Origin of the sequence: Brucella sp. RRSP16, from assembly GCF_052246815.1 — a bacterium.
GTDB lineage: Bacteria > Pseudomonadota > Alphaproteobacteria > Rhizobiales > Rhizobiaceae > Brucella > Brucella intermedia.
Genome location: NZ_JBQQAM010000001.1, coordinates 210,402 through 230,118, shown reverse-complemented (window position 1 = coordinate 230,118; position 19,717 = coordinate 210,402). Strand labels below are relative to the sequence as shown.

The following is a 19,717-nucleotide window of genomic DNA, read 5'->3' as shown; positions in this document are numbered from 1 at the left end:
GAACAGGAACCGCTCTAATGCCCTGTGACCTCTTCGGCTTCTTCCTGCCAGTTCGGATTGAGCCGGTTGTAGCGCAGCGAAGACATGAACGAGAGACCGATCAGGGCCGCACCGATAAGGCCGGTGATGACTTCCGGAATATGCACCAGTGTCTGGACATACATGATGACCGCCAGAACCAGGATTGCATAGAAAGCGCCATGCTCGAGATAGCGGTACTGGCCAAGCGTCTTGCGCTCGACAAGCATGATGGTGAGCGAACGCACATAGAAGGCGCCGATGCCGAGGCCGATGGCGATAATGAACAGGTTCGTGGTGAGCGCGAAGGCACCGATAACACCGTCGAACGAGAAGCTGGCATCCAGAACTTCCAGATAGATGAAGGCGCCAAGACCGCCGCGATGGACCATGTCCATCTGTTCCTGCGTCGCATCCAGCACCTCGCCCAGCCCTTCGACAGCCAGAAAGGTCAGAAGGCCGAACAGCGCCGCAATCAGGAATGTGTGCGAATGTTCGGCATCCAGCTGGTAGGAGAAGAAGATGATCAGCGCGATTGCGACCCCGATTTCCACTCCCTGCACGGAAGCGAACTTCGACATGCGGCTTTCGATGGCCTTGATCCAGTGCACATCCTTTTCGACATCGAAGAAGTACTTCATGCCGACCATCAGCAGGAACGTGCCGCCGAAGGCGGCGATGCCGGTGTGCGATTCCGAGATCACGCGGGCATATTCATCGGGCTGCCAGATGGCGAGTTTCAGCGCCGAGATCGGATCGGTCCACATGGCAACCGCGACGATGGCGAGCGGGAAGATGATGCGCATGCCGAAAACGGCAATGATAATGCCCCAGGTCAGAAACCGGTGCTGCCATTCCGGCGTCATGTCGCGCAGGATGCGCGCATTGACGATGGCGTTATCAAAGGAAAGCGATATTTCCAGAACGCTGAGAACCGCACAGATGATGAAGACGGAGACCATTCCCCCAAAAGTGCCGGTCATTTCGTAACCGAGCCAGACGGCACCTGCGAGACCCAATACGGTAAAAACCATGGGCCAGATAAAATAGCGAAGAGTGGCCATTGCAAACCATCGGATTATTATTGTTATCAAACGGAAACAGGCAATGGACACCGCGCAACGAACCCGCGAAGCGAAGCCCGCTTCCCGCATCCGTTCTACCTGACCACTGCTCTTCCCGCCAAGGCGTATCGGCTATGTAAGTAGCATGTGAGATGCAAACAAGAGAAAGCGTGGCAATAAATTGGCAATTTTGCGGATTTGATGTGCTGAAATATTTCGTTACTATTCCGTGATACTAAAGTCGAACCCACCCGCCGTCTCCTGCCTCGCTCCCGGCAGTAAAATCCTCTCCACATGATCGCTTTGTACGAATTGTCACGTGGTAAAAACTTAATCTCAACATAGATTCCGGGTGCGGATCACGGTCAGCAATGGCTGCGCACTTTTACAGGAATGAAGGAACTCAGCAGATGATTGCTCCGGAAGAACTGCAGCGCCGAATTGAGAAAAGACTTGCCGAGAGCAGTTTTACACAGCCCGAACTGCTTATCCGCCGGGCACACCGCGTGGCGCTCGAAGGCAAGAACGGATCGGCCTCCGACGCCAACGCGCTGCTGAAGGAAGCCGGTTCGCAGATCGGTCTGCAGGAACTGACCGAAATCATCGACCACAGGCCCTGGCTGCTCGAAATCATTATCAACAGCGCAGGAAAAAATGGCAGCAATTCCAGTCATCACTAGCTTGCGACAATTGGCGAGAAAGATGCGCATTTGCGCTGATAGACTGGCTCTCAGGCAGCAACGGCAGAAGAGCGCCGTGCAGCGCTGCCCACCAATAAATTGCAACGCCCGTTTAAAATCCACAGAACAAACACCAGTACAAGTAAGAATTTTCATTTTATTTCCAAAATCGATTAACATATATATGGAGAAAGATTTGATTCCGATGTATTATCAGGAATGCTAATACATAATTGAGGGGGTTTTTTCAGTGAAAGACGGAAAATTACGTAACCAGAACGGGAATTTACTGTTAAAATTTTACAGAAGTATTATATTAGCATCGTCTGTTTTAATTGGAACATCAACGGCATCGCTCGCGGCCGATGCCGTAACAGCACAACCAGAAATTCAGGACCAGCAGCGCTGGCAGGTGATTGTCAGCCCTTATCTCTGGGGCGCGTCACTCAATGGTAGCGCCGGATTGCTTGGCCGCAGCACAGACGTGAATATGCCGTTCAGCGAGATTTTCGACAATCTCGATATGGGCGTGATGGGCAATGTCGATATCACCAACGGCACGTTCGGCTTTTTCATTGACGGGCAGTACGTCAAGACCAGCCAGGACGAAAGCCTCCGCGACAATGAGCTTGCTCTCGACATCAAGACAGCGAGCCTGTCGGCTGGCGCTTACTATCGCGTCTATGAGCAGCAGCTCGAAGGAACGACACTATTCGGAAACCAGCGCGTCTTCGCGATCGAACCGACGGTCGGCGTTCGCTGGACAAAGCTTGAAGCAGGATTGCAGGTTGGCCGCTTCAGCGAAACGAGCAAGGTGGAATGGACAGACCCGTTCGTGGGAACGCGCGTCTTCTATGATATCAACGACCGCTGGAACATTTTCGCGGAAGCCGACATTGGCGGTTTTGGCGCCGGCACCAAGCTCAGTGCCAACGGCCAGATCTATCTGGGTTACCGCACGATGGTTTTCGACGTTCCCACGACGTTCCGCGTCGGTTATCGGGCCCTCTACCAGGATTACAAGGACAACGATACGATTGCGAAGTTCAAGTATGACGTGACCCAGCACGGGCCGGTCGTCGGCTTCTCCGTCTCGTTCTGATCGCGTTAGATTTGATCTCACTCGTTCGACCCGCCGGCCCGACCGGCGGGTTTTGCTATACGCCCCGTTTCGATTGGCAATATGCCTGCCCAAGACGGGAAATGAACAGGCTCCGGATTGACAGGCCATCGGCCTAAGTAAAATTCAACCACTTCTCCCTAATATTAGCGGATACTATGCCGGATATCGAAGCGCAGCAGAAAGCGGCTCTCGGAAAATATATCCGCCAGAACAATGCGCTGGAGCAGCTCCGATTGACTGGAAGCGCTACAAGGGGGGAATAAATGGCCTTTATCTTCGAGCTGCCGATCTATCTGTCGTTTGGTGCCTTCATCATACTCGGAATTGTGTTCTATGCGGTCGGGCGTTTTGCGCTGGACATGCTTTCAAAACACGCAGCCAGCGATGTTCTTTCGATTCCGATCGGCGCATTCATCGGCACCATCGCAACCGCCTGGGCTTTGTCGCTCGGCTTCGTCGCGGCGGATATATGGAGCGTCAATTCCCGCGCCGATCAGGCCGTCAGCGAAGAGCGCTCGGCGATTTCCCGCCTCATCGGAACTTCCAATGCGGAGATATTGGCCGCGCCTGCGCTCTCAACCGCCCTCACCGGCTATCGCCTTGCCGTCATCGATGATGAATGGCGCGAGAAGATCAATGTCGAGCCGGCAGGTTCCGTCGAAACCGCGCTACAGAACATAAGGCGCGAGATCATCAATCTGGCCCGCACCGACGTCCCCTCGCCGGTAATCTCGCAGCTCATCAACGACTTCGATGAATTGCAGGACGCACGCAATACCCGCCTGGCCGTCGGTTCGACCTCCATCGACTATTACAAATGGTATCTCGTGCTTTCCCTGACATTCCTGACCGCGATAACCATCGCCGCTACCCACGCCGATCGCGTCCGGGCTGGCGTGAAAGCGCTCGTCATCTACTCCCTGACAGCCTCGTTCTGCCTCTGGATTCTGGCTATTCACGCAAATCCCTATCAGGGGCTGGAGCGTCTGGAGCCGTCCCTGCTTTTCACAAGCCACAAGCACCGCTAGAATAGCTGGAGATTCGGTCTATTTATCTTACTGAAATTGCACGGAAATTCGTTCAATCGAATGCGGAGCGGCCATTTGATAAAACTGCTGGGTACAGGCGTCCTCATGGGTTTGGTGTTCCCGGTCGGGCTGGCTTCGGCACAGACCTTCAGTGTCTGCCACGGTTACGAATGTTATTACCGGTCCAAGGTTACGCTGACCTCGAAGGAAGAACAGCGTATCCGCGGCCTTCTGCAAGCGGGCGGTCGAAGCGCGGATGGCGAACGGAAGGCGTTGCGGGCCGCAGTTGCGATCTTCGAACAGCGCAGCACCGCGACCATCGGCGTCCGCGACAAGCCGAAAATGCAGTTCGGCAAGGCCCGCATCAGGGGCCAGATGGATTGCATCGATGAATCGACCAATACCGACACCTTCCTGCATTATCTGCAATCACGAGGCTGGTTGAAGCATCACTCCGTCGCGCGGCGCGCTTCCCGCGGGGCCTTCTTTGACGGCCGCTACCCGCACTGGACAGCGGTTATCGAAGACAGGCAGGGCCAGCGTTGGGCCGTCGATTCCTGGTACGAGGCGGGCGGAGGACCGCCGGACATCATGCCGTTGCAGCAATGGAAACGGCGCGGATACATGGGAGAACGCTGATTGCGAGCCCTGCAATCTGGAACGCGCCCCGCCGCGCAGAGGCATGAACTCTTCGCCGAGCCCGCTAACCTGCGGCTCTGTGAAGCTTTCCAAAAAATTCTGAATTTTTTGCTGAACCAATCCTGTTCCGTCGCGTTAGTTAACCATAACCAACCCAGAACGGAGGACTACCAATGGACTGGAATCGCGTTGAAGGAAACTGGAAACAGGCCAAGGGCAAGATCAAGGAACAGTGGGGCAAACTCACCGATGACGACCTTGACCAGATCAATGGCCGGCGCGAACAGTTGGAAGGCAAGATTCAGGAGCGCTACGGCATCGAGAAGGACCGTGTGCGTTCCGAACTGGACGATTGGTACAATCGTCAGACCTGGCTTTCCTGAGGCCGGAAATTTCAAGTCGAAGCCCTGCCATCCGGCAGGGCTTTTTCTTATGCTACCGGCAGCTATCCACCCGCTGCAACGAGGCTGAGAGCCCCATCAAGGAAAATGTATAGCGGGTCTGTGTGCCACGGGCCGATGTGGCCTGGACATTGAGCGTCTTGCCTGCGCGCATCGCGCGTATCAGCTTGGCTTCATCGGCGACATTTTCCGCCCAGGCGCGATTACCCTCGCTGAAAAACGGGAACCGTGCGCCGTCCACCATCACATTGACCGAACTATCGGCCTTCAATTGATATCCCATCACCAGTTGCGGGCTGTATTGTCCGTCCGCTTTGGAAATAATCACGAAATTATCGCCGTGCCGCACACCGGCTGGATGGAAATTAACCGGAACGGTCAAAGCATAGCACTTGTTTCCTGCAAGTTCGGTGTTCTGATAAACACCCCAATCCCTGAATTCACCCAGATAACTCGTCTTCGCTGAAGCCGCGAGAGAACTCGCCACCAACCCCGCCAGTGCCAGCGCAACGGTGGTTGCATTTTTTCTCATCGCCCAAAACCTCCAATTTGTTGCCAGTTCACGTCACTTAAAAAATTGTTTCATTGCGTTACTATTTTCTTAACGAACCGCTAAAATTTGTTGAAACTTTGTGATGATGGCTGGCCCCACCGACCTGTTGAAGCAGGCGGCGGCTTCAACACGCGATATCGGCAGCGCCAATCCTGTCGAAACCAGCCTATCGGAGATCGAGTTTTTGAAACGGGGCGTCCCACGGACAAGCGGAGGTTCCGGCCCGAATTTTGCTATGGCAACAAAACTGTCTGAAGGAAAAATGGTGGGCCCGGAGGGACTCGAACCCCCAACCAAGCGGTTATGAGCCGCCAGCTCTAACCAATTGAGCTACAGGCCCCACGCATCCTTGCCCTACCCTAAAGAAAGCCGGGACACAAGCTGTCAAATGCATCAGTTGCCCTAATGCGCACATATTCAGTTGCGAAGCATGCAACCGGGAGCACTTCCCGCAGAAGTGCGCAGCTGTTTTGTGGGATAATGCGACGAAACAAATACTTAGAGCGCTTCCAGCGGCTCCGCTTAAACTGGAAACACCCGCTTCTCATTTTAACCGGAGGTTGCATTTGGCGCGCAATTCGAATCTGATATCGTCTGCTCCATGCACGAGAGGGAACTTAAGAAATAAATGATTTCAAAGACAAGGCGGCCAGCCATTCCGGCACGGCCTGCCCTGCCAAAGCTACCTCAACTTTCTCTACAGGAGATTTTATGAACAACCGCGCTACCACTCTTCTTGCAACCTCCTTTTCTGCAATCATGCTCGCAGGCGCGCTGACGCTGCCGGCTCTGGCACAGGAGAATCAGATGACGAAGCAGCCTGCGCGTATCGCCGTCACCGGCGAAGGCACCATGACCGCCTCGCCCGATATGGCTATCCTCAATCTCTCCGTATTGCGCGAGGCGAAGACCGCTCGCGAAGCCATGACGGCCAACAATGAAGCCATGGCAAAGGTGCTCGAAGCCATGAAGAAGGCGGGTATTGAAGACCGTGATCTTCAGACCGGCGGCATCAGCATCCAGCCGCGCTACGTCTATCCTGACGACAAGAATGGCCTGAAGGAACCGAGCATCACCGGTTACACGGTTTCAAACAGCCTGACGGTGCGTGTGCGCGATCTGGCCAAGGTCGGAAACGTGCTCGACGAATCGGTCACCCTCGGCATCAATCAGGGCGGCGACCTGAACTTCGTGAACGACAATCCCGCCGCAACGATCAACGAAGCGCGCAAGCGCGCCGTTGCCGACGCTATCGCCAAGGCCAAGACGCTTGCCGACGCAGCCGGTGTCGGTATTGGCCGCCTCGTCGAGATCAACGAGCAGAGCCGTCCACCCATGCCGATGCCAATCGCCCGCGCGCAGTTCAAGACCATGGCTGACGCGGCACCGCAGGGCTCCGTTCCGGTTGAAGCCGGCGAGAACAGCTATAATGTCTCGGTCAACGTCGTTTTCGAGATCAAGGAATAACGTCCAGTTGAGGACCAAACAGGAAGGGGGCGCACCAGCGCCCCTTTTCTTTGCCTGCCGACAACGAAAAGCCCCGGCCTGATTGCGCAGGCCGGGGCTTTTGAAATTCAATCCGGGTTTAGCGAATGATCGGGCAGCCGCGTACATTCGCAAATACGACACCGGCAGGGCGACCGTGGCGGAAGCCGCGAACCTGAACCGACTTGCCGCGATAGACCACACGCGCATTGCGAATGCCCATGCGGTTGGCCTTCATCTTGGCGCCTTCGACCGAGCATGCAGGACCGCGATAAACCGGGCGGCCATGGCGATGACCGCGATAGTCTACGTTCACGATGGCAGAACCTGCCGACGTGCTGACAGCCGGAACGGCAACTGGCGATGCAGCGCTGGCCGTGGCAGCCGTCGTGAAGATGGCGGCAACACCAAGAGCGGCGGTTACGACGAACGACTTGAGCGAAATAGCAGACATCTTTGAACCTCTTTCGATTTGTTTCCAGGTCTTGCCTGAGACATCCGAGAAGTAGCCCGCAATAGATGAACAGAATGAAAAACCATCATTCATGTACCGTTCAGCTTTCCGTGAAGCGCAAGGCATATCTGCGCCACACCACCATAAATAGAATAAATTCAAATGCTTATGATGAATGAAACTCTGTACCGTTCTGTTCCGGCCACAGATTAAATTTACGCAATGTTTGAAAACCGCTGGTCAGCGGTCACCGGTCGCCCGGCATCACCATATGGTCCAGATAATCGTCGTCGTCTTCCATATCGTGATCAAAGGCCGTCACCTTGCCACGAACGGAAATGCCTGCTTCATGCACGGTTTCGGGCGAACCGGAAACAAGCGGGTGCCACCAGTACAGGTCCGAACCTTCCGCAACCAGACGATAGGCGCATGTCACCGGCAGCCAGTCCACTTCATCGACGATTTCCGGCGTCAGGAACACACAGTCCGGCACCGTCTTCTTGCGGTTGGGATAATCGCGGCATTGGCAGGTTTCGGCATTGAGCAGCGTGCAGGCGACACTCGTCCAATAGATTTCGTCGGTGTCCTCGTCCTGCAACTTGTGCAGGCAACATTGGCCGCAACCGTCACACAGGCTCTCCCACTCGCTGCGGGTAAGCTGGTTCAGGGTCTTGGTGCGCCAGAAAGGTTTGTCGTTCATGATGCAGCGTATACTGGAATTGTGTCCGGAATGGCATGGACAAATCGCCGCCACTCAGAACAGTTGAAATCGGTTCCCGGACAGGTTAATCAAGCGGCGTCATCACGATGACCGTAAGCGTCTTACGTCAGGCAACGCATCAATCCGCCGGGAACGGCAATTCGCATTGATGTTTTCGTTGCGCCTTTCCCGCATAATATTCAGGAATACACATGTCTCGGTTTGAATGCGCACGCCGCAGGAAACTGCCCGCCCGCTATGCATCTATCGTCATGCCTTTCATCCTATCGATCATGATGACATTCATCGTGTCGCTAATTGCAACCGCCAAGAGCCTTGGCTTTACCCATCCCGAACTCGCATCGAGCTGGATGGGCGCCTGGGCTCTTTCATGGGTGGTCGCGTTTCCGGTGCTCCTCGCCATTCTGCCCATCGTGCGCAGAATGGTCGCCATGCTGTGCGAGCCACATTAGCTTTAAAAATAAAAGCCGCGCACCTTGATGCGCGGCTTTTCCAATCTTCTTGCGGATGGTTCAGCGGAAAATGGCTTCGCCCTGTTCATCCACGATCTGCCGGCCCTTGTTCAGCGCAATGCTGGCGGCATCTTCGATGCCGGGGCAACGGTCGGCGCGAACGAAGCGATATTCCTTCACTTCGCCGCCTATCGACTTGGAAATGACGCCGCAGACCTGATACTGCCCGCCCTCGCTATAGGGCGTGGCAATGATCAGAAAGTCCTTGTGCTCAAGGCGACCAGCCTCTTTCGGCTCTGCCGGTGTTTCGGAGGCAGAGCCTCCACCGAAAAGACGCTTCAAAAAAGACATATCGCCTCCCCTTCCCGTATGTTTTGTTCTGCTTGGCTATCCAGGCCGGTTTAGCTGTCCAGGAACGAACGCAGCTTGCGCGACCGGCTCGGGTGCTTCAGCTTGCGCAGCGCCTTCGCTTCGATCTGGCGGATACGTTCGCGGGTAACCGAGAACTGCTGGCCGACTTCTTCCAGCGTGTGATCGGTGTTCATGCCGATGCCGAAACGCATGCGCAGAACACGTTCTTCACGCGGAGTCAGCGAAGCAAGGACACGGGTCGTCGTATCGCGCAGATTGGCCTGAATGGCTGCATCGATTGGCAGAAGCGCGTTCTTGTCCTCGATGAAATCGCCTAAGTGTGAATCTTCCTCGTCACCGACCGGGGTTTCGAGCGAGATCGGTTCCTTGGCGATCTTCAGCACCTTGCGCACTTTTTCCAGCGGCATGGCGAGCTTTTCGGCCAGTTCTTCCGGCGTTGGTTCACGGCCGATTTCATGCAGCATCTGGCGCGACGTGCGAACGATCTTGTTGATCGTTTCGATCATATGCACCGGAATGCGGATGGTGCGCGCCTGATCGGCAATCGAACGGGTGATCGCCTGACGAATCCACCAGGTCGCATAGGTCGAGAACTTGTAACCGCGGCGATACTCGAACTTGTCGACCGCCTTCATCAGGCCGATATTGCCTTCCTGAATGAGATCGAGGAACTGCAAGCCACGGTTCGTGTACTTCTTGGCAATCGAGATAACGAGACGAAGGTTGGCTTCCACCATTTCCTTCTTGGCGATGGTCGCCTCGCGTTCACCCTTCTGCACCTGATTGACGATACGGCGGAATTCGCCGATCGAAATCGCGGTTTCGGTTGCCAGCATCTGGATTTCCGAACGCAGCCGGTCGATGGTGCGTTCTTCCTTGGCGGCGAATTCCTTCCAGCCGCGCGCCGAAAGCGTGCTCACGCGCTCGACCCATTTAGGGTCCAGTTCGTGGCCCTGATATTCCTTCAGGAACTCCTCGCGGCGCACGCCGAAGGATTCGGCCAGACGCAGGAGCTTGCCTTCATTCTGCACCAGACGCTTGTTGATGTCGTAAAGCTGTTCGACAAGCTGTTCGATACGGTTCTGGTTCAGCGACAGCGACTTCACTGCCTTGATGAGCTGATCCTTGAGTTCCTTGTAGCGACGCTCCTGGCTGGACGACAGTTCGCCCGTCGCGGCCAGACGGCCCTCGACCTGCTGGTCCTGCAGCTTGCGCAGCTTCTTGTAGGTGTCGGCGATGAGATCGAGCGTTTCCATGACCTGCGGGCGCAATTCGGCTTCCATGGCCGCCAGCGACAGGTTGGCTTCGTCCTCGTCTTCTTCTTCCTCTTCAACCGGCATGTCGCCGCCGACATTGGTGATGTCGTCGTCGTCACGCGAGCGGCGCTGAGGCTTGTCATCGCGCGGCTTTTCCTCTTCCACCCGCTCGATCACCGGGGCCTGCTTGGCTTCCGGACCGGCATAGGTGGTTTCGAGGTCGATGATTTCGCGCAGCAGGATGTTGGAATCGTTCAGCTGGTCGCGCCAGATGATGATCGCCTGAAAGGTCAGCGGGCTTTCGCACAGCCCGGCGATCATGGTTTCGCGACCGGCCTCGATGCGCTTTGCAATGGCGATTTCGCCTTCACGCGACAGAAGCTCGACCGATCCCATTTCGCGCAGATACATGCGCACCGGATCGTCGGTACGGTCGGTCGGCTCTTTCTTGGTCGTGGTGGTGGCAACAGCCGTGCCGCCGGATTCGACCAGATCGCCGCCCTCTTCCGAGTCGTCGTCGCTGTTGTCTTCGCGGTCGTTGTCCTGCTCGTCGTCTTCAACGACGTTGATGCCCATGTCTGAAAGCATCGACATCGTGTCTTCGATCTGTTCGGATGTCACTTCCTCGGAAGGCAGCACGGCGTTCAGCTCGTCCATCGTGACGTAGCCGCGCTTCTTCGCGAGTTTGATCATCTTCTTGACAGCATCGTCAGAAAGGTCGAGAAGCGGACCGTCGGCAGCACCTTCGCGCTCGACTTCGGCTTCTTCGTTTTCCTTAACCTTCGTTGCCATATGTTCTTCTCCAGGCGACCCCGGTCGCTTCTAAGATATATAGAGTTCTCGGACAGTTTTGCGAGGTCGCAATCCGTCAGTTGATTCTGCGAGTAGCCGATTTCCTGTTAATGGCGGATTAACCTTGCCATCGGTATCGGGCTTCTTCATCTCCGATTTCTTGTGGGCAGATGGGCGGTCAACCGGACAACGCCACTTTCCGGGCCACTTTTCCGGCCCGTACCCAGCTTGCCGCCTTGCAGCCTCGGATATCACCGGTTTCTGTTCTTTTCCTTGTTCGAACTGTCGTGATTCCGTCATTTACGCCATACGTCAAGAGCGACTCACCTGATTCGCGCTTAAAAAGCGAATCATTTTGTTGTCGCGGCCTCTCCGTCGGCCAGATAGAGCGCGTTTGCGGGATCGCAACCCCGCATTTCCGGCTGTAGTAGCAAGCCTGATTCGTGAAATCCGAATCAGAAGCCGCCGGGCGGACGCCCCGAAGACAGGCCGAAACCATCGATCAGCGCTTCTGTCGCATCAGCTTTCAAAATCTGATTTTGTATATCTCTGAGACGTGCGAACAGCTCGCCCGTTTCATCTGTTTCAAGCGCGGCCTCAACGGCTCGCAGCTCCTTATGTAGTGTGCGCGCCCGCTGATGCAAGTGAAGCGCCTGCCGAAGCGCTTCCCGCGCATCGTCTTCTGCGGCCAGCGCCGTCGCGGTCCAGAGCTTCGCGCCCTTCACCACAAGTTCGAGCATTTCGATCTGTTCGCCATGCCCGGCATTGACCAGCGCCCGCCGCATCGCATGGCCATCTTCCATGTGACCGGCAGCCAGCACGTCCAGCATGGCCAGATGTAGCGACCTCAAGGCTTCATGTCCCAGATCGAGCGCGGCCAGCGTCTCGAAATCCTCTTCGATCAGACGCGGATGGTTGAGAAGCGTCAGCACGATTGCCGTTTCACGCAAGGGGGCGTGCGAACCAGCGCCCGGCCTGCCGCCCTTTACCAGGGTGGAACGCACCAGGCTGTCGGAAATCGCAAGTCGCCCGCTGCCGCCAGCCGGTCCGCCGCGCCCGCGCCCGCCTTCGTTCCTGCGGTTGAAAGATGAATTGCGCTGCCCTCCACCCTGATACCCCTGTCGTCCCTGACCAAAGAAAGCCTGCGCCCGGTCGCGCATATCCTGGCTATAGTGGCGGCGAATATCTTCATTGGCGATGCGGCTGGTAATCTCCCGCAGCCGCGCTTCAAGCTCGGCCCGGCGCTCTGGCGTATCGAACACACCGCCTGCCGTTTCCCGCGTCCACACCATATCGACCAGCGGCCTGGCATCGCGCAGGACCGCATGGAACGCAGCCGACCCTTCCGCCTTGACGAGATCGTCCGGGTCCTGCCCCTCCGGCAGAAGCGCGAAACGCAGCGACTTACCGGGCTGCAAGGCAGGCAGCCCCAGATCGACGGCGCGATAGGCGGCGCGAAGGCCCGCCCCGTCGCCGTCGAAACACAATACGGGTTCGGGGCTGATGCGCCAGAGCAGGTCGAGCTGCTCTTCGGTCAGCGCCGTGCCAAGCGGAGCCACCACCTGATGGATACCGGCCTGCGCCAGCGCGATCACATCCATATAGCCTTCGACGGCAATGATGGATTTGGCAGGCTCGCCGCCTTGCGGCTGGCAGGCCTTGCGCGCCCGCAATCCGTTATAGAGCACCCGCCCCTTGTGAAACAGTTCGGTTTCCGGCGAGTTCAGATATTTTGCCGGGGCATCGGCAGAAAGCGCACGGCCACCGAAGGCGATGATGCGCCCGCGCAGATCCTCGATCGGGAACATGACGCGATCGCGAAAACGGTCATAGGAAACCGCAATTCCCTCGCCGTGCACGACAAGGCCGCACGCCTCGATCTGCTCGCGCGACACGCCCTTGCCTGCCAGAAATTCCTTCAACGCGTTGCGCGATTCCGGCGCGTAGCCGATACGGAATGCTTGCTGTGTCGCGGTCGAAAGGCCGCGGTCGCGCAGATAGGCGCGCGCCTTGGCGCCAACCGCATTTTGCAACTGGCTTTCAAAAAACTGCGCAGCCAGTTCCATGACATCATAGAGCGTGGCGCGCTGCGCCTCGCGCTTTTCCATTTCCGGATCGCGCGCCGGCATCGGCACGCCTGCCATATCGGCGACGCGTTCGACAGCTTCGGGGAAACTCAGCCCCTCGAGATCGGTCAGAAACTTGAAGTGATCGCCGGTCACGCCGCAACCGAAACAATGATAGCGGCCCTTGCGGTCTTCACAGTGAAAGCTCGGCGTCTTCTCGCCATGGAACGGACAGCAGGCCCAGAAATCGCCCTTTGGCGGATTGCTTTTCTTGCGGTCGAACGAAGCGCGCGTCCCTATCAGCGTCGAGATCGGGACGCGGTCTCTGATCTCATCGAGAAAGGAGGGCGGAAAACGCATTACAGATTTCACTTTCGGTTCATACAGGCAGGCCATTCGGGCAACCGGTGCATTCTAAAGAGTATATAGGCCCGCCCGCTTCCACAGTCCATCGCGCAGGCGCGTCCCTCCCCGCTAATCACATGCCGCCAGCGGGCAGGCGCATTGTCACAAAACTGTCATATATTCGTCATGACGCTGTGGGAATGGATTGCTTTTTATTGCGAACAAGCCCATATCTCTTGGAAATTTGATTAGCCGGAACATATTTTTTCTTCATTTGTTGCGTTAGCTTAATCACAGATATTCACCTCCAACCCGAAGGGATTTTGCCGTGAATGGTTCTGTAGTCCTTTTGCATCTGGCCGGTGCAGTTGCCCTCCTGCTATGGGCGACACGCATGGTGCGGACCGGGGTGGAACGCGCCTATGGCGACCGGCTGCGCAGACGCCTGCGCAACCAGATGCAGAATCCGCTGCTTTCCGTTGCCTTTGGCCTGGCCCTTGCTGTCGCGCTGCAAAGCTCGACTGCGGTTACGCTTCTCGTCGGTTCTTTTGTCGGGTCAGGTTTTGTCAGCGGCATCGCGGGCCTCATGGCCGTGCGCGGCGGAGAGCTTGGTTCCGCCCTCGTCGTCAAGATTCTGAGCTACGACCTCACGCTCCTAGTGCCCCTCTGCCTCGTCATCGGCACCGGCATCTTCATGACGACCGAGCGCCGCGACTGGCGGCAGATCGGACGTATTCTGGTCGGCATCGGCCTTCTCATCATGTCGCTGGAAATGACCGGACAGGCCACGGAACCGCTGCGGCAAAGCGAATTGCTGCCGGTCATCGTCGATTATCTATCCGGCGATCCGATCACCGCCTATCTGCTTGCAGCGCTGATGACATGGCTGTTTCATTCAAGCGTTGCCGCCGTCATCCTCCTCACCACGTTCGCGTCACGCGGGCTGATCCAGCCAGAACTTGCCGTGGTGATGGTTCTCGGCGTCAATCTGGGTTCGTCGATCATCGCGCCGATCCTGACCCGTCATGCCCCGCCTGAAACCCGCGTCGTACCGCTCGGCAATCTCCTGATGCGCGGTGCCGGATCGCTCGTCATGCTGGTGCTCTACCAGACCTTCAAGCCATCGGTCGCCTTCCTCGGCGCCGATCCGGTGTCGCAGGTGGTCAATGCGCATATCCTGTTCAACGTCATCGTAATGATTGCAGGCATCCCGCTTTCCGGCCTCGTGCTGCGGGCGACCGAAGCGCTTGTGCACCTCAACGCCGACAGCAATGCGCCTGCTCAGCCGCTGGCGACCGAGGAATACAGCGCGCTCGACGCCGCCGTGCTCGACCGGCCTTCACAGGCGCTCGCCAATGCAACCCGCGAGGTGGTGGGTGTCTGCGACACGATCGAGGTCATGCTGCGCCGCATTATCGAGCTTTACGAAAAGCCCGATCAGGCGCGGATCAACGAACTCGCGGCGCTGGACGACCGGGTGGACAAGAAGCACGCCGCGATCAAGCTCTACCTGACCAGGCTCGCAACCCATGAACTGTCGGATTTCGAGTCCCTGCGGATGCAGGAACTGCTGGGAGCCTGCGTAAAGCTCGAACAGGTGGGCGACATCATCGTCCGCAACATGCTGGCGCATGTCCAGAAGAAGATGGACCACCAGCTGGAATTCACCGAGGAAGGCTGGAAGGAACTCAGCCATTTCCACGCCATGGTTCTGGCCAATGCTCATATGGCATTCAACGTCATCGTTTCACGCGATGGCCGCACCGCCCGCCAGCTTGTGCAGGAAAAGGACCAGTTGCGCGAACTGGAAAAGCAGACGAGCATGCGGCACTTCACGCGCCTGCGCGAAGGCGCGACCCGCAGCATCGAGACGAGCTCCATCCATCTCGACACGATCCGCGACCTCAAGCAGATCAACTCGCTTCTGGCGTCGATGGCCTACCCCGTGCTTGAGGAACAGGGGCTGCTCAGCGATACGCGCCTCAAGACCGCCAAGCAGAGCTGACCACCGGTCCAGCGGCGGCAGGTCATGCCTGCTGCCGCATGGCGTCAAGCCTCAAAAGGAAATATCCGCAGCCGTACGCACCCGCACGCGAGCATTTCCCGCCCTGAAACCGCTCAATGTTTCATTGTGATGCGCAACGATATCCGCGAATTGCAGGCTGGCGGTGTCGCCGGTCGTGTGCGCATCCCCGATCAACGTGACGTCGTAACCGAGAGAAACGGCGCGCCGGACGGTGGTGTCGACGCAATATTGCGTCTGGCAGCCGCCGACGACGAGATGCGAGATATTCCGCTGTTCCAGAACGGTTTGAAGGTCCGTTTCGTGGAAAGAATTGCAACTCCGCTTTTCGACGAGAACGTCGCCCGGTTGCAAGGAAAGCTCCTTGCGGATTTCCCATCCCGCCGTGCCTTCTTCCAGCTCGTCCCCCGGGCCGCCGTCATGCTGAACCATGACGACCGGAATTCCGGCCTGCCGCGCCTTCTCCTGCAAGCCGCGCAGCCGCATGACGATCTCATCAAGGGCCCGGTCGATAGCGGGCTGCCGTTCCGGCGTGCCCATCCCGGCCACAATGTCGTTTTGAACATCTATGACAAGCAAAGCTGTTTTCATCAGTCAGCATCCGGTGATTGGTTGGCCTTCGCCATGCATAGCACAAAGAAAAGCCCTCGCCAGAGCGAGGGCTGAATCAAAAGCCGAAAGCCTTCAGGCCTTACGCTTTCACTGCAAAAGCGATTTCACGATGGCGCTGGCCTTGGTGAAATCCATCTTGCCGGCATAACGCTCCTTCAGGACCGCCATGCACTTGCCCATGTCGCGCAGGCCCTGCGCGCCGATTTCAGCAATTACATCTGCACAGGCCTGCTTGATCTCGTCGTCCGACATCTGCTGCGGCAGGAACTCGGAAATGATCGCGATTTCCTCACGCTCTGCTTCGGCCAGCTCGATACGGCTGCCTTCCTCGTAGATGCGGGCGGATTCTTCACGCTGCTTGACCATCTTGCCGAGGATGCCCAGCAATTCTTCGTCCCCGACAGGGTCCTTGCCAGCGGTGCGATTGGCGATGTCTCGGTCCTTTACCGCAGCCAGGATCAGCCGCAGCGTCGACATGCGGCGCTTTTCCTGTGCTTTCAGCGCGGTCGTGAGGGCCTGGGAAATCTCCTGGCGAAGCATAACGTCTCTCCTGACGGTGTTTGTTCTGTGTTGTTCGTTTCGTGCATCTATACAGCAAGCGAGCAGAAACGCCGAGCTGTCCGAACCGGCATCCCGAGAAATAATGCGACGATTATCGTCATTATTTCGGGAAAGCCCCGCTTCGGACGATTGACCCGGCCTTCAAGTTTCTCTATTGCTCAAGGCTTAGCAGGACATCGGCACGTGCTCGCGGCGGGAGGTTTGAAATCCCCGCTGCCTTTTGGCGCATATATGACCCTTGACGCTTCATCTTTCAAGCTACCTTACCGGTGGCGGGGTGAAACGCGAACGCGTGCCGCTAATGCATGTCGCCCAAAGGCGGGAACCGGTTTTGGGGCAAAGACATGCATGCAAACAAACAGTTAGAGCCTCGATTTGATTCCATCAGTCCGGTGCACTAACTGGTAACGAAATAACAGCACACGCTGGCGTGCGGCTAACAAACAGGAGTGCAGACCATGACAGAAACGACACCGAAAACAGCACCCTGGACTGTCGAGAAGCGAACCGCCATCCTGGTTCTTGCGGACGGAACCGTGATCGAAGGCAAGGGCCTCGGCGCAGTTGGCGCGGTCGAAGCCGAAGTCGTGTTCAACACGGCGCTGACCGGTTACGAGGAAATCCTGACCGATCCATCCTATGCCGGACAGATCGTCACCTTCACCTTCCCGCATATCGGCAATGTCGGCACCAATGCCGAAGACGTCGAAGACCTGACGCCCGCCAACCGGCACGGCGCGGTCGGCGCAATCTTCAAGGCCGACATCACCTCGCCGTCAAATTTCCGCGCAAAAGAAGATCTCGACGCCTGGCTGAAGCATCGCGGCATCATCGCGCTCGCCGGCATCGACACCCGCGCGCTGACTTCGCTCATTCGCGAGCGCGGTGCCCAGAACGCGGTCATCGCGCATGACCCGAGCGGCAATTTCGACCTTGATGCACTCAAGGCGCGCGCTGCCGCGTGGAGCGGCCTCGAAAACCTCGATCTCGCCAAGGACGTCACGGTTGGCCAGAGCCTCACATGGAAGGAAACGCCATGGACGCTCGCAGATGGCTACGGCGAACAGGAAGCCCCGGAATATCACGTGGTGGCGCTCGATTTCGGCGTGAAGCGCAACATCCTGCGCCTGCTCACCGGCCTCGGCGCAAAAGTCACCGTTCTGCCTGCGACCGCGACGGCTGAGGACGTTCTGGCCCACAATCCGGATGGCGTCTTTCTCTCCAACGGCCCCGGCGACCCGGCAGCGACCGGCGAATATGCCGTGCCGACCATCAAGAAGCTTGTCGAAACCGAACTTCCAGTCTTCGGCATCTGCCTCGGTCACCAGATGCTGGCGCTCGCGCTTGGCGGACGCACCGAAAAGATGCATCAGGGCCATCACGGCGCCAACCATCCGGTGAAGGACTACACGACCGGCAAGGTCGAGATCGTCTCGATGAACCACGGTTTCGCGGTCGATTCCGACTCGCTGCCGGAAAATGTCGAGGAGACGCACGTCTCGCTCTTCGACGGCACCAATTGCGGCCTGCGCGTTGTCGGCAAGCCGGTCTTCTCGGTGCAGCACCATCCGGAAGCATCGCCCGGCCCGCAGGATTCGCACTATCTGTTCCGCCGTTTCATCAATCTGATCCGCGAAAAGAAGGGCCAGGCGCCGCTTCCGGAACGCGAACAGGCGGCTTGAACGCTGCGCATGAACCATCAAACGAAAAGGCCGGAGCAAAACTCCGGCCTTTCTTTTTGTATCAATCAGACCTCCGACAGTCTGGCCGGTGCGGTAGGCCGCACCCGCGCCACCACGATGACCAGCGCCAGAAAGACCAGCCCGGCGCCCACGGCATAGGGCATGCCCGCGAAAACGAACGGCGCATTCTTGCCGGTGAAAATCGCGAACAACTGCGTGAAGATGAGCGGGCCGATGATGGTCGTAATGCTCGACACGCTTGTCAGTGCGCCCTGCAATTCGCCTTGCGCCGAAGGCGGAACCTTGCCTGCCGCGATGCTGCGCAGCGGCGGATCGGCCAGACCTTCCAGCGCCGTCAGGAAGATGACGGCATAAACCATCCATCCCTCCCATGCGATGGCGTAGCCGATCAGCCCCAGACAGGAGAACAGCACACCGGTCATCGCCGTGCGCTTTTCACCCAGTATCGGCAGGACCCGTGGCAGAACCAGCGCCATGACGAATGCCGCGCCAATGCCGAAAAGCCCGAGCGAAAAGCCGATCTGCGCTTCGCTCCAGTTATAGCGATAAGCACCGACAAACGCCCAGACGGACGGATAGACGGCATGGGCCAGCCAGAACAGGAAGAACACCAGCACGACCCAGCCGATGCCCGGATAGTTCCGCATCTGCTTGAGTGCTCCCAGCGGATTGGCGCGGGCGAATTGGAACGAGCGCCGGTTTTCACGCTTCAACGTTTCCGGCAAAAGGAAATAAGCCAGAATGAAGTTGATGAACGACAGGAACGCCGCACCGTAGAACGGAACGCGCGGGCCGAACTCGCCCAGCAGGCCGCCCAGAACCGGACCGAGCGCAAAGCCGACACCGAAGGCAATGCCGATCAGGCCGAAATTGCGCGCGCGATTGCTGTCATCGCTCACATCGGCGATGTAGGCCGAAGCCGTCGCGAAGCTCGCTCCGCTGATACCCGCCAGAATACGGCCGACAAACAGCATCCAGTAGGTGGTTGCGAGCGCGCAGATCAGATTGTCGAGCGCGAAGGTGAAGATCGAGGCGAGCAGCACCGGGCGCCGCCCGAAACGGTCGCTCAGATTCCCGATCATCGGGGCGAACAGGAATTGCATTCCGGCATAGACCAGCAGGAGCCAGCCGCCATCGACGGCAGCGGTGCTGATATCCGCGCCGGTCAGCTCTTCGAGAAAAGTCGGCAGAACCGGCATGATGATCGCAATGCCGATAATGTCGAGAAACAATGTCATAAAGACGAGTAACAAGCCCCGCCGTACAAACTGGGGATCATGCATGGGACACCTGAAATATGCTCCACGACGCACGAGGTGGAACAGTCATAAATTGTGTTGATTGGAGAACTCGCGCGCCATCGCCGCTC

The 19,717-nt window shown here is 57.6% G+C and carries 19 protein-coding genes and 1 tRNA gene; 8 read left to right on the top strand and 12 right to left on the bottom strand.

Going from position 1 to position 19,717, the window contains the following annotated elements; all coding sequences use genetic code 11:
* Nucleotides 1-14 precede the first annotated feature (14 nt).
* Together ACS5UA_RS01075 and ACS5UA_RS01070 are read right to left on the bottom strand one after the other, a co-directional pair.
* Nucleotides 15-1,082, bottom strand: coding sequence for a DUF475 domain-containing protein (locus ACS5UA_RS01075; protein ID WP_021586909.1), 1,068 nt, complete (start codon nt 1,080-1,082; stop codon nt 15-17).
* Nucleotides 1,083-1,447: 365 nt separating this feature from the next.
* Nucleotides 1,448-1,918, bottom strand: a complete 471-nt coding sequence (locus ACS5UA_RS01070; protein WP_155268892.1) for a hypothetical protein — start codon at nt 1,916-1,918, stop codon at nt 1,448-1,450.
* Nucleotides 1,919-2,072: 154 nt separating this feature from the next.
* Here ACS5UA_RS01070 and ACS5UA_RS01065 point away from each other — a divergent pair, with 154 nt between their 5' ends.
* From ACS5UA_RS01065 to ACS5UA_RS01050, 4 genes are all read left to right on the top strand, one after another.
* Nucleotides 2,073-2,864 carry a hypothetical protein gene (locus ACS5UA_RS01065; protein ID WP_376780803.1) on the top strand — a complete coding sequence of 264 codons (792 nt, stop codon included), beginning with the start codon at nt 2,073-2,075 and terminating at the stop codon, nt 2,862-2,864.
* 284 nt (nt 2,865-3,148) lie between these two features.
* Entirely contained in the window at nt 3,149-3,913 is a 765-nt protein-coding gene (locus ACS5UA_RS01060) for a bestrophin-like domain (protein WP_021586913.1), read from the top strand.
* Nucleotides 3,914-4,018: 105 nt separating this feature from the next.
* Nucleotides 4,019-4,552: a hypothetical protein gene (locus ACS5UA_RS01055; RefSeq protein WP_241084431.1), complete on the top strand. Its 534-nt coding sequence runs from the start codon at nt 4,019-4,021 to the stop codon at nt 4,550-4,552.
* Nucleotides 4,553-4,725: 173 nt separating this feature from the next.
* A complete protein-coding gene (locus tag ACS5UA_RS01050) occupies nt 4,726-4,935 on the top strand; it encodes a CsbD family protein (RefSeq protein WP_006467262.1) in 210 nt (69 codons plus the stop codon).
* Nucleotides 4,936-4,987: 52 nt separating this feature from the next.
* On the opposite strand, the gene ACS5UA_RS01045 is transcribed toward ACS5UA_RS01050, so the two are convergent.
* Together ACS5UA_RS01045 and ACS5UA_RS01040 are read right to left on the bottom strand one after the other, a co-directional pair.
* The gene (locus ACS5UA_RS01045; RefSeq protein ID WP_021586915.1) at nt 4,988-5,485 is read right to left on the bottom strand and encodes an invasion associated locus B family protein; all 498 of its coding nucleotides are present in this window, start codon (nt 5,483-5,485) and stop codon (nt 4,988-4,990) included.
* Nucleotides 5,486-5,769: 284 nt separating this feature from the next.
* A tRNA-Ile gene (locus tag ACS5UA_RS01040) sits at nt 5,770-5,846 on the bottom strand.
* A 371-nt stretch (nt 5,847-6,217) separates the two neighbouring features.
* Here ACS5UA_RS01040 and ACS5UA_RS01035 point away from each other — a divergent pair.
* A complete protein-coding gene (locus ACS5UA_RS01035) occupies nt 6,218-6,973 on the top strand; it encodes an SIMPL domain-containing protein (RefSeq protein ID WP_021586916.1) in 756 nt (251 codons plus the stop codon).
* Between the two features lie 118 nt (nt 6,974-7,091).
* On the opposite strand, the gene ACS5UA_RS01030 is transcribed toward ACS5UA_RS01035, so the two are convergent.
* The gene (locus ACS5UA_RS01030; protein ID WP_025090513.1) at nt 7,092-7,445 is read right to left on the bottom strand and encodes a hypothetical protein; all 354 of its coding nucleotides are present in this window, start codon (nt 7,443-7,445) and stop codon (nt 7,092-7,094) included.
* Nucleotides 7,446-7,692: 247 nt separating this feature from the next.
* The gene (locus ACS5UA_RS01025) at nt 7,693-8,145 is read right to left on the bottom strand and encodes a YcgN family cysteine cluster protein (protein ID WP_006471653.1); all 453 of its coding nucleotides are present in this window, start codon (nt 8,143-8,145) and stop codon (nt 7,693-7,695) included.
* Nucleotides 8,146-8,357: 212 nt separating this feature from the next.
* Here ACS5UA_RS01025 and ACS5UA_RS01020 point away from each other — a divergent pair, with 212 nt between their 5' ends.
* The gene (locus tag ACS5UA_RS01020) at nt 8,358-8,618 is read left to right on the top strand and encodes a DUF2798 domain-containing protein (protein ID WP_006471652.1); all 261 of its coding nucleotides are present in this window, start codon (nt 8,358-8,360) and stop codon (nt 8,616-8,618) included.
* A 60-nt stretch (nt 8,619-8,678) separates the two neighbouring features.
* On the opposite strand, the gene ACS5UA_RS01015 is transcribed toward ACS5UA_RS01020, so the two are convergent.
* From ACS5UA_RS01015 to dnaG, 3 genes are all read right to left on the bottom strand, one after another.
* Nucleotides 8,679-8,969 carry an HlyU family transcriptional regulator gene (locus tag ACS5UA_RS01015; RefSeq protein WP_021586918.1) on the bottom strand — a complete coding sequence of 97 codons (291 nt, stop codon included), beginning with the start codon at nt 8,967-8,969 and terminating at the stop codon, nt 8,679-8,681.
* Between the two features lie 50 nt (nt 8,970-9,019).
* On the bottom strand, nt 9,020-11,038 hold the full coding sequence (gene rpoD, locus ACS5UA_RS01010) for an RNA polymerase sigma factor RpoD (protein ID WP_006467266.1): 2,019 nt from the start codon (nt 11,036-11,038) through the stop codon (nt 9,020-9,022).
* Between the two features lie 455 nt (nt 11,039-11,493).
* A complete protein-coding gene (gene dnaG, locus ACS5UA_RS01005; protein ID WP_006471650.1) occupies nt 11,494-13,464 on the bottom strand; it encodes a DNA primase in 1,971 nt (656 codons plus the stop codon).
* Between the two features lie 313 nt (nt 13,465-13,777).
* On the opposite strand from dnaG, the gene ACS5UA_RS01000 reads away from it, so the two are divergent.
* The gene (locus ACS5UA_RS01000) at nt 13,778-15,454 is read left to right on the top strand and encodes a Na/Pi cotransporter family protein (protein WP_006467268.1); all 1,677 of its coding nucleotides are present in this window, start codon (nt 13,778-13,780) and stop codon (nt 15,452-15,454) included.
* Nucleotides 15,455-15,505: 51 nt separating this feature from the next.
* Here ACS5UA_RS01000 and ACS5UA_RS00995 read toward each other — a convergent pair whose 3' ends face one another.
* Both ACS5UA_RS00995 and ACS5UA_RS00990 read right to left on the bottom strand, forming a co-directional pair.
* Nucleotides 15,506-16,063: a cysteine hydrolase family protein gene (locus ACS5UA_RS00995; RefSeq protein WP_443101104.1), complete on the bottom strand. Its 558-nt coding sequence runs from the start codon at nt 16,061-16,063 to the stop codon at nt 15,506-15,508.
* Between the two features lie 108 nt (nt 16,064-16,171).
* Nucleotides 16,172-16,624, bottom strand: coding sequence for a GatB/YqeY domain-containing protein (locus ACS5UA_RS00990; protein ID WP_021586921.1), 453 nt, complete (start codon nt 16,622-16,624; stop codon nt 16,172-16,174).
* A gap of 479 nt (nt 16,625-17,103) precedes the next feature.
* Here ACS5UA_RS00990 and carA point away from each other — a divergent pair, with 479 nt between their 5' ends.
* On the top strand, nt 17,104-18,327 hold the full coding sequence (carA, locus tag ACS5UA_RS00985; protein WP_021586922.1) for a glutamine-hydrolyzing carbamoyl-phosphate synthase small subunit: 1,224 nt from the start codon (nt 17,104-17,106) through the stop codon (nt 18,325-18,327).
* 65 nt (nt 18,328-18,392) lie between these two features.
* Here carA and ACS5UA_RS00980 read toward each other — a convergent pair whose 3' ends face one another.
* Nucleotides 18,393-19,631, bottom strand: a complete 1,239-nt coding sequence (locus tag ACS5UA_RS00980) for a TCR/Tet family MFS transporter (protein ID WP_025090515.1) — start codon at nt 19,629-19,631, stop codon at nt 18,393-18,395.
* Nucleotides 19,632-19,717 lie beyond the last annotated feature (86 nt).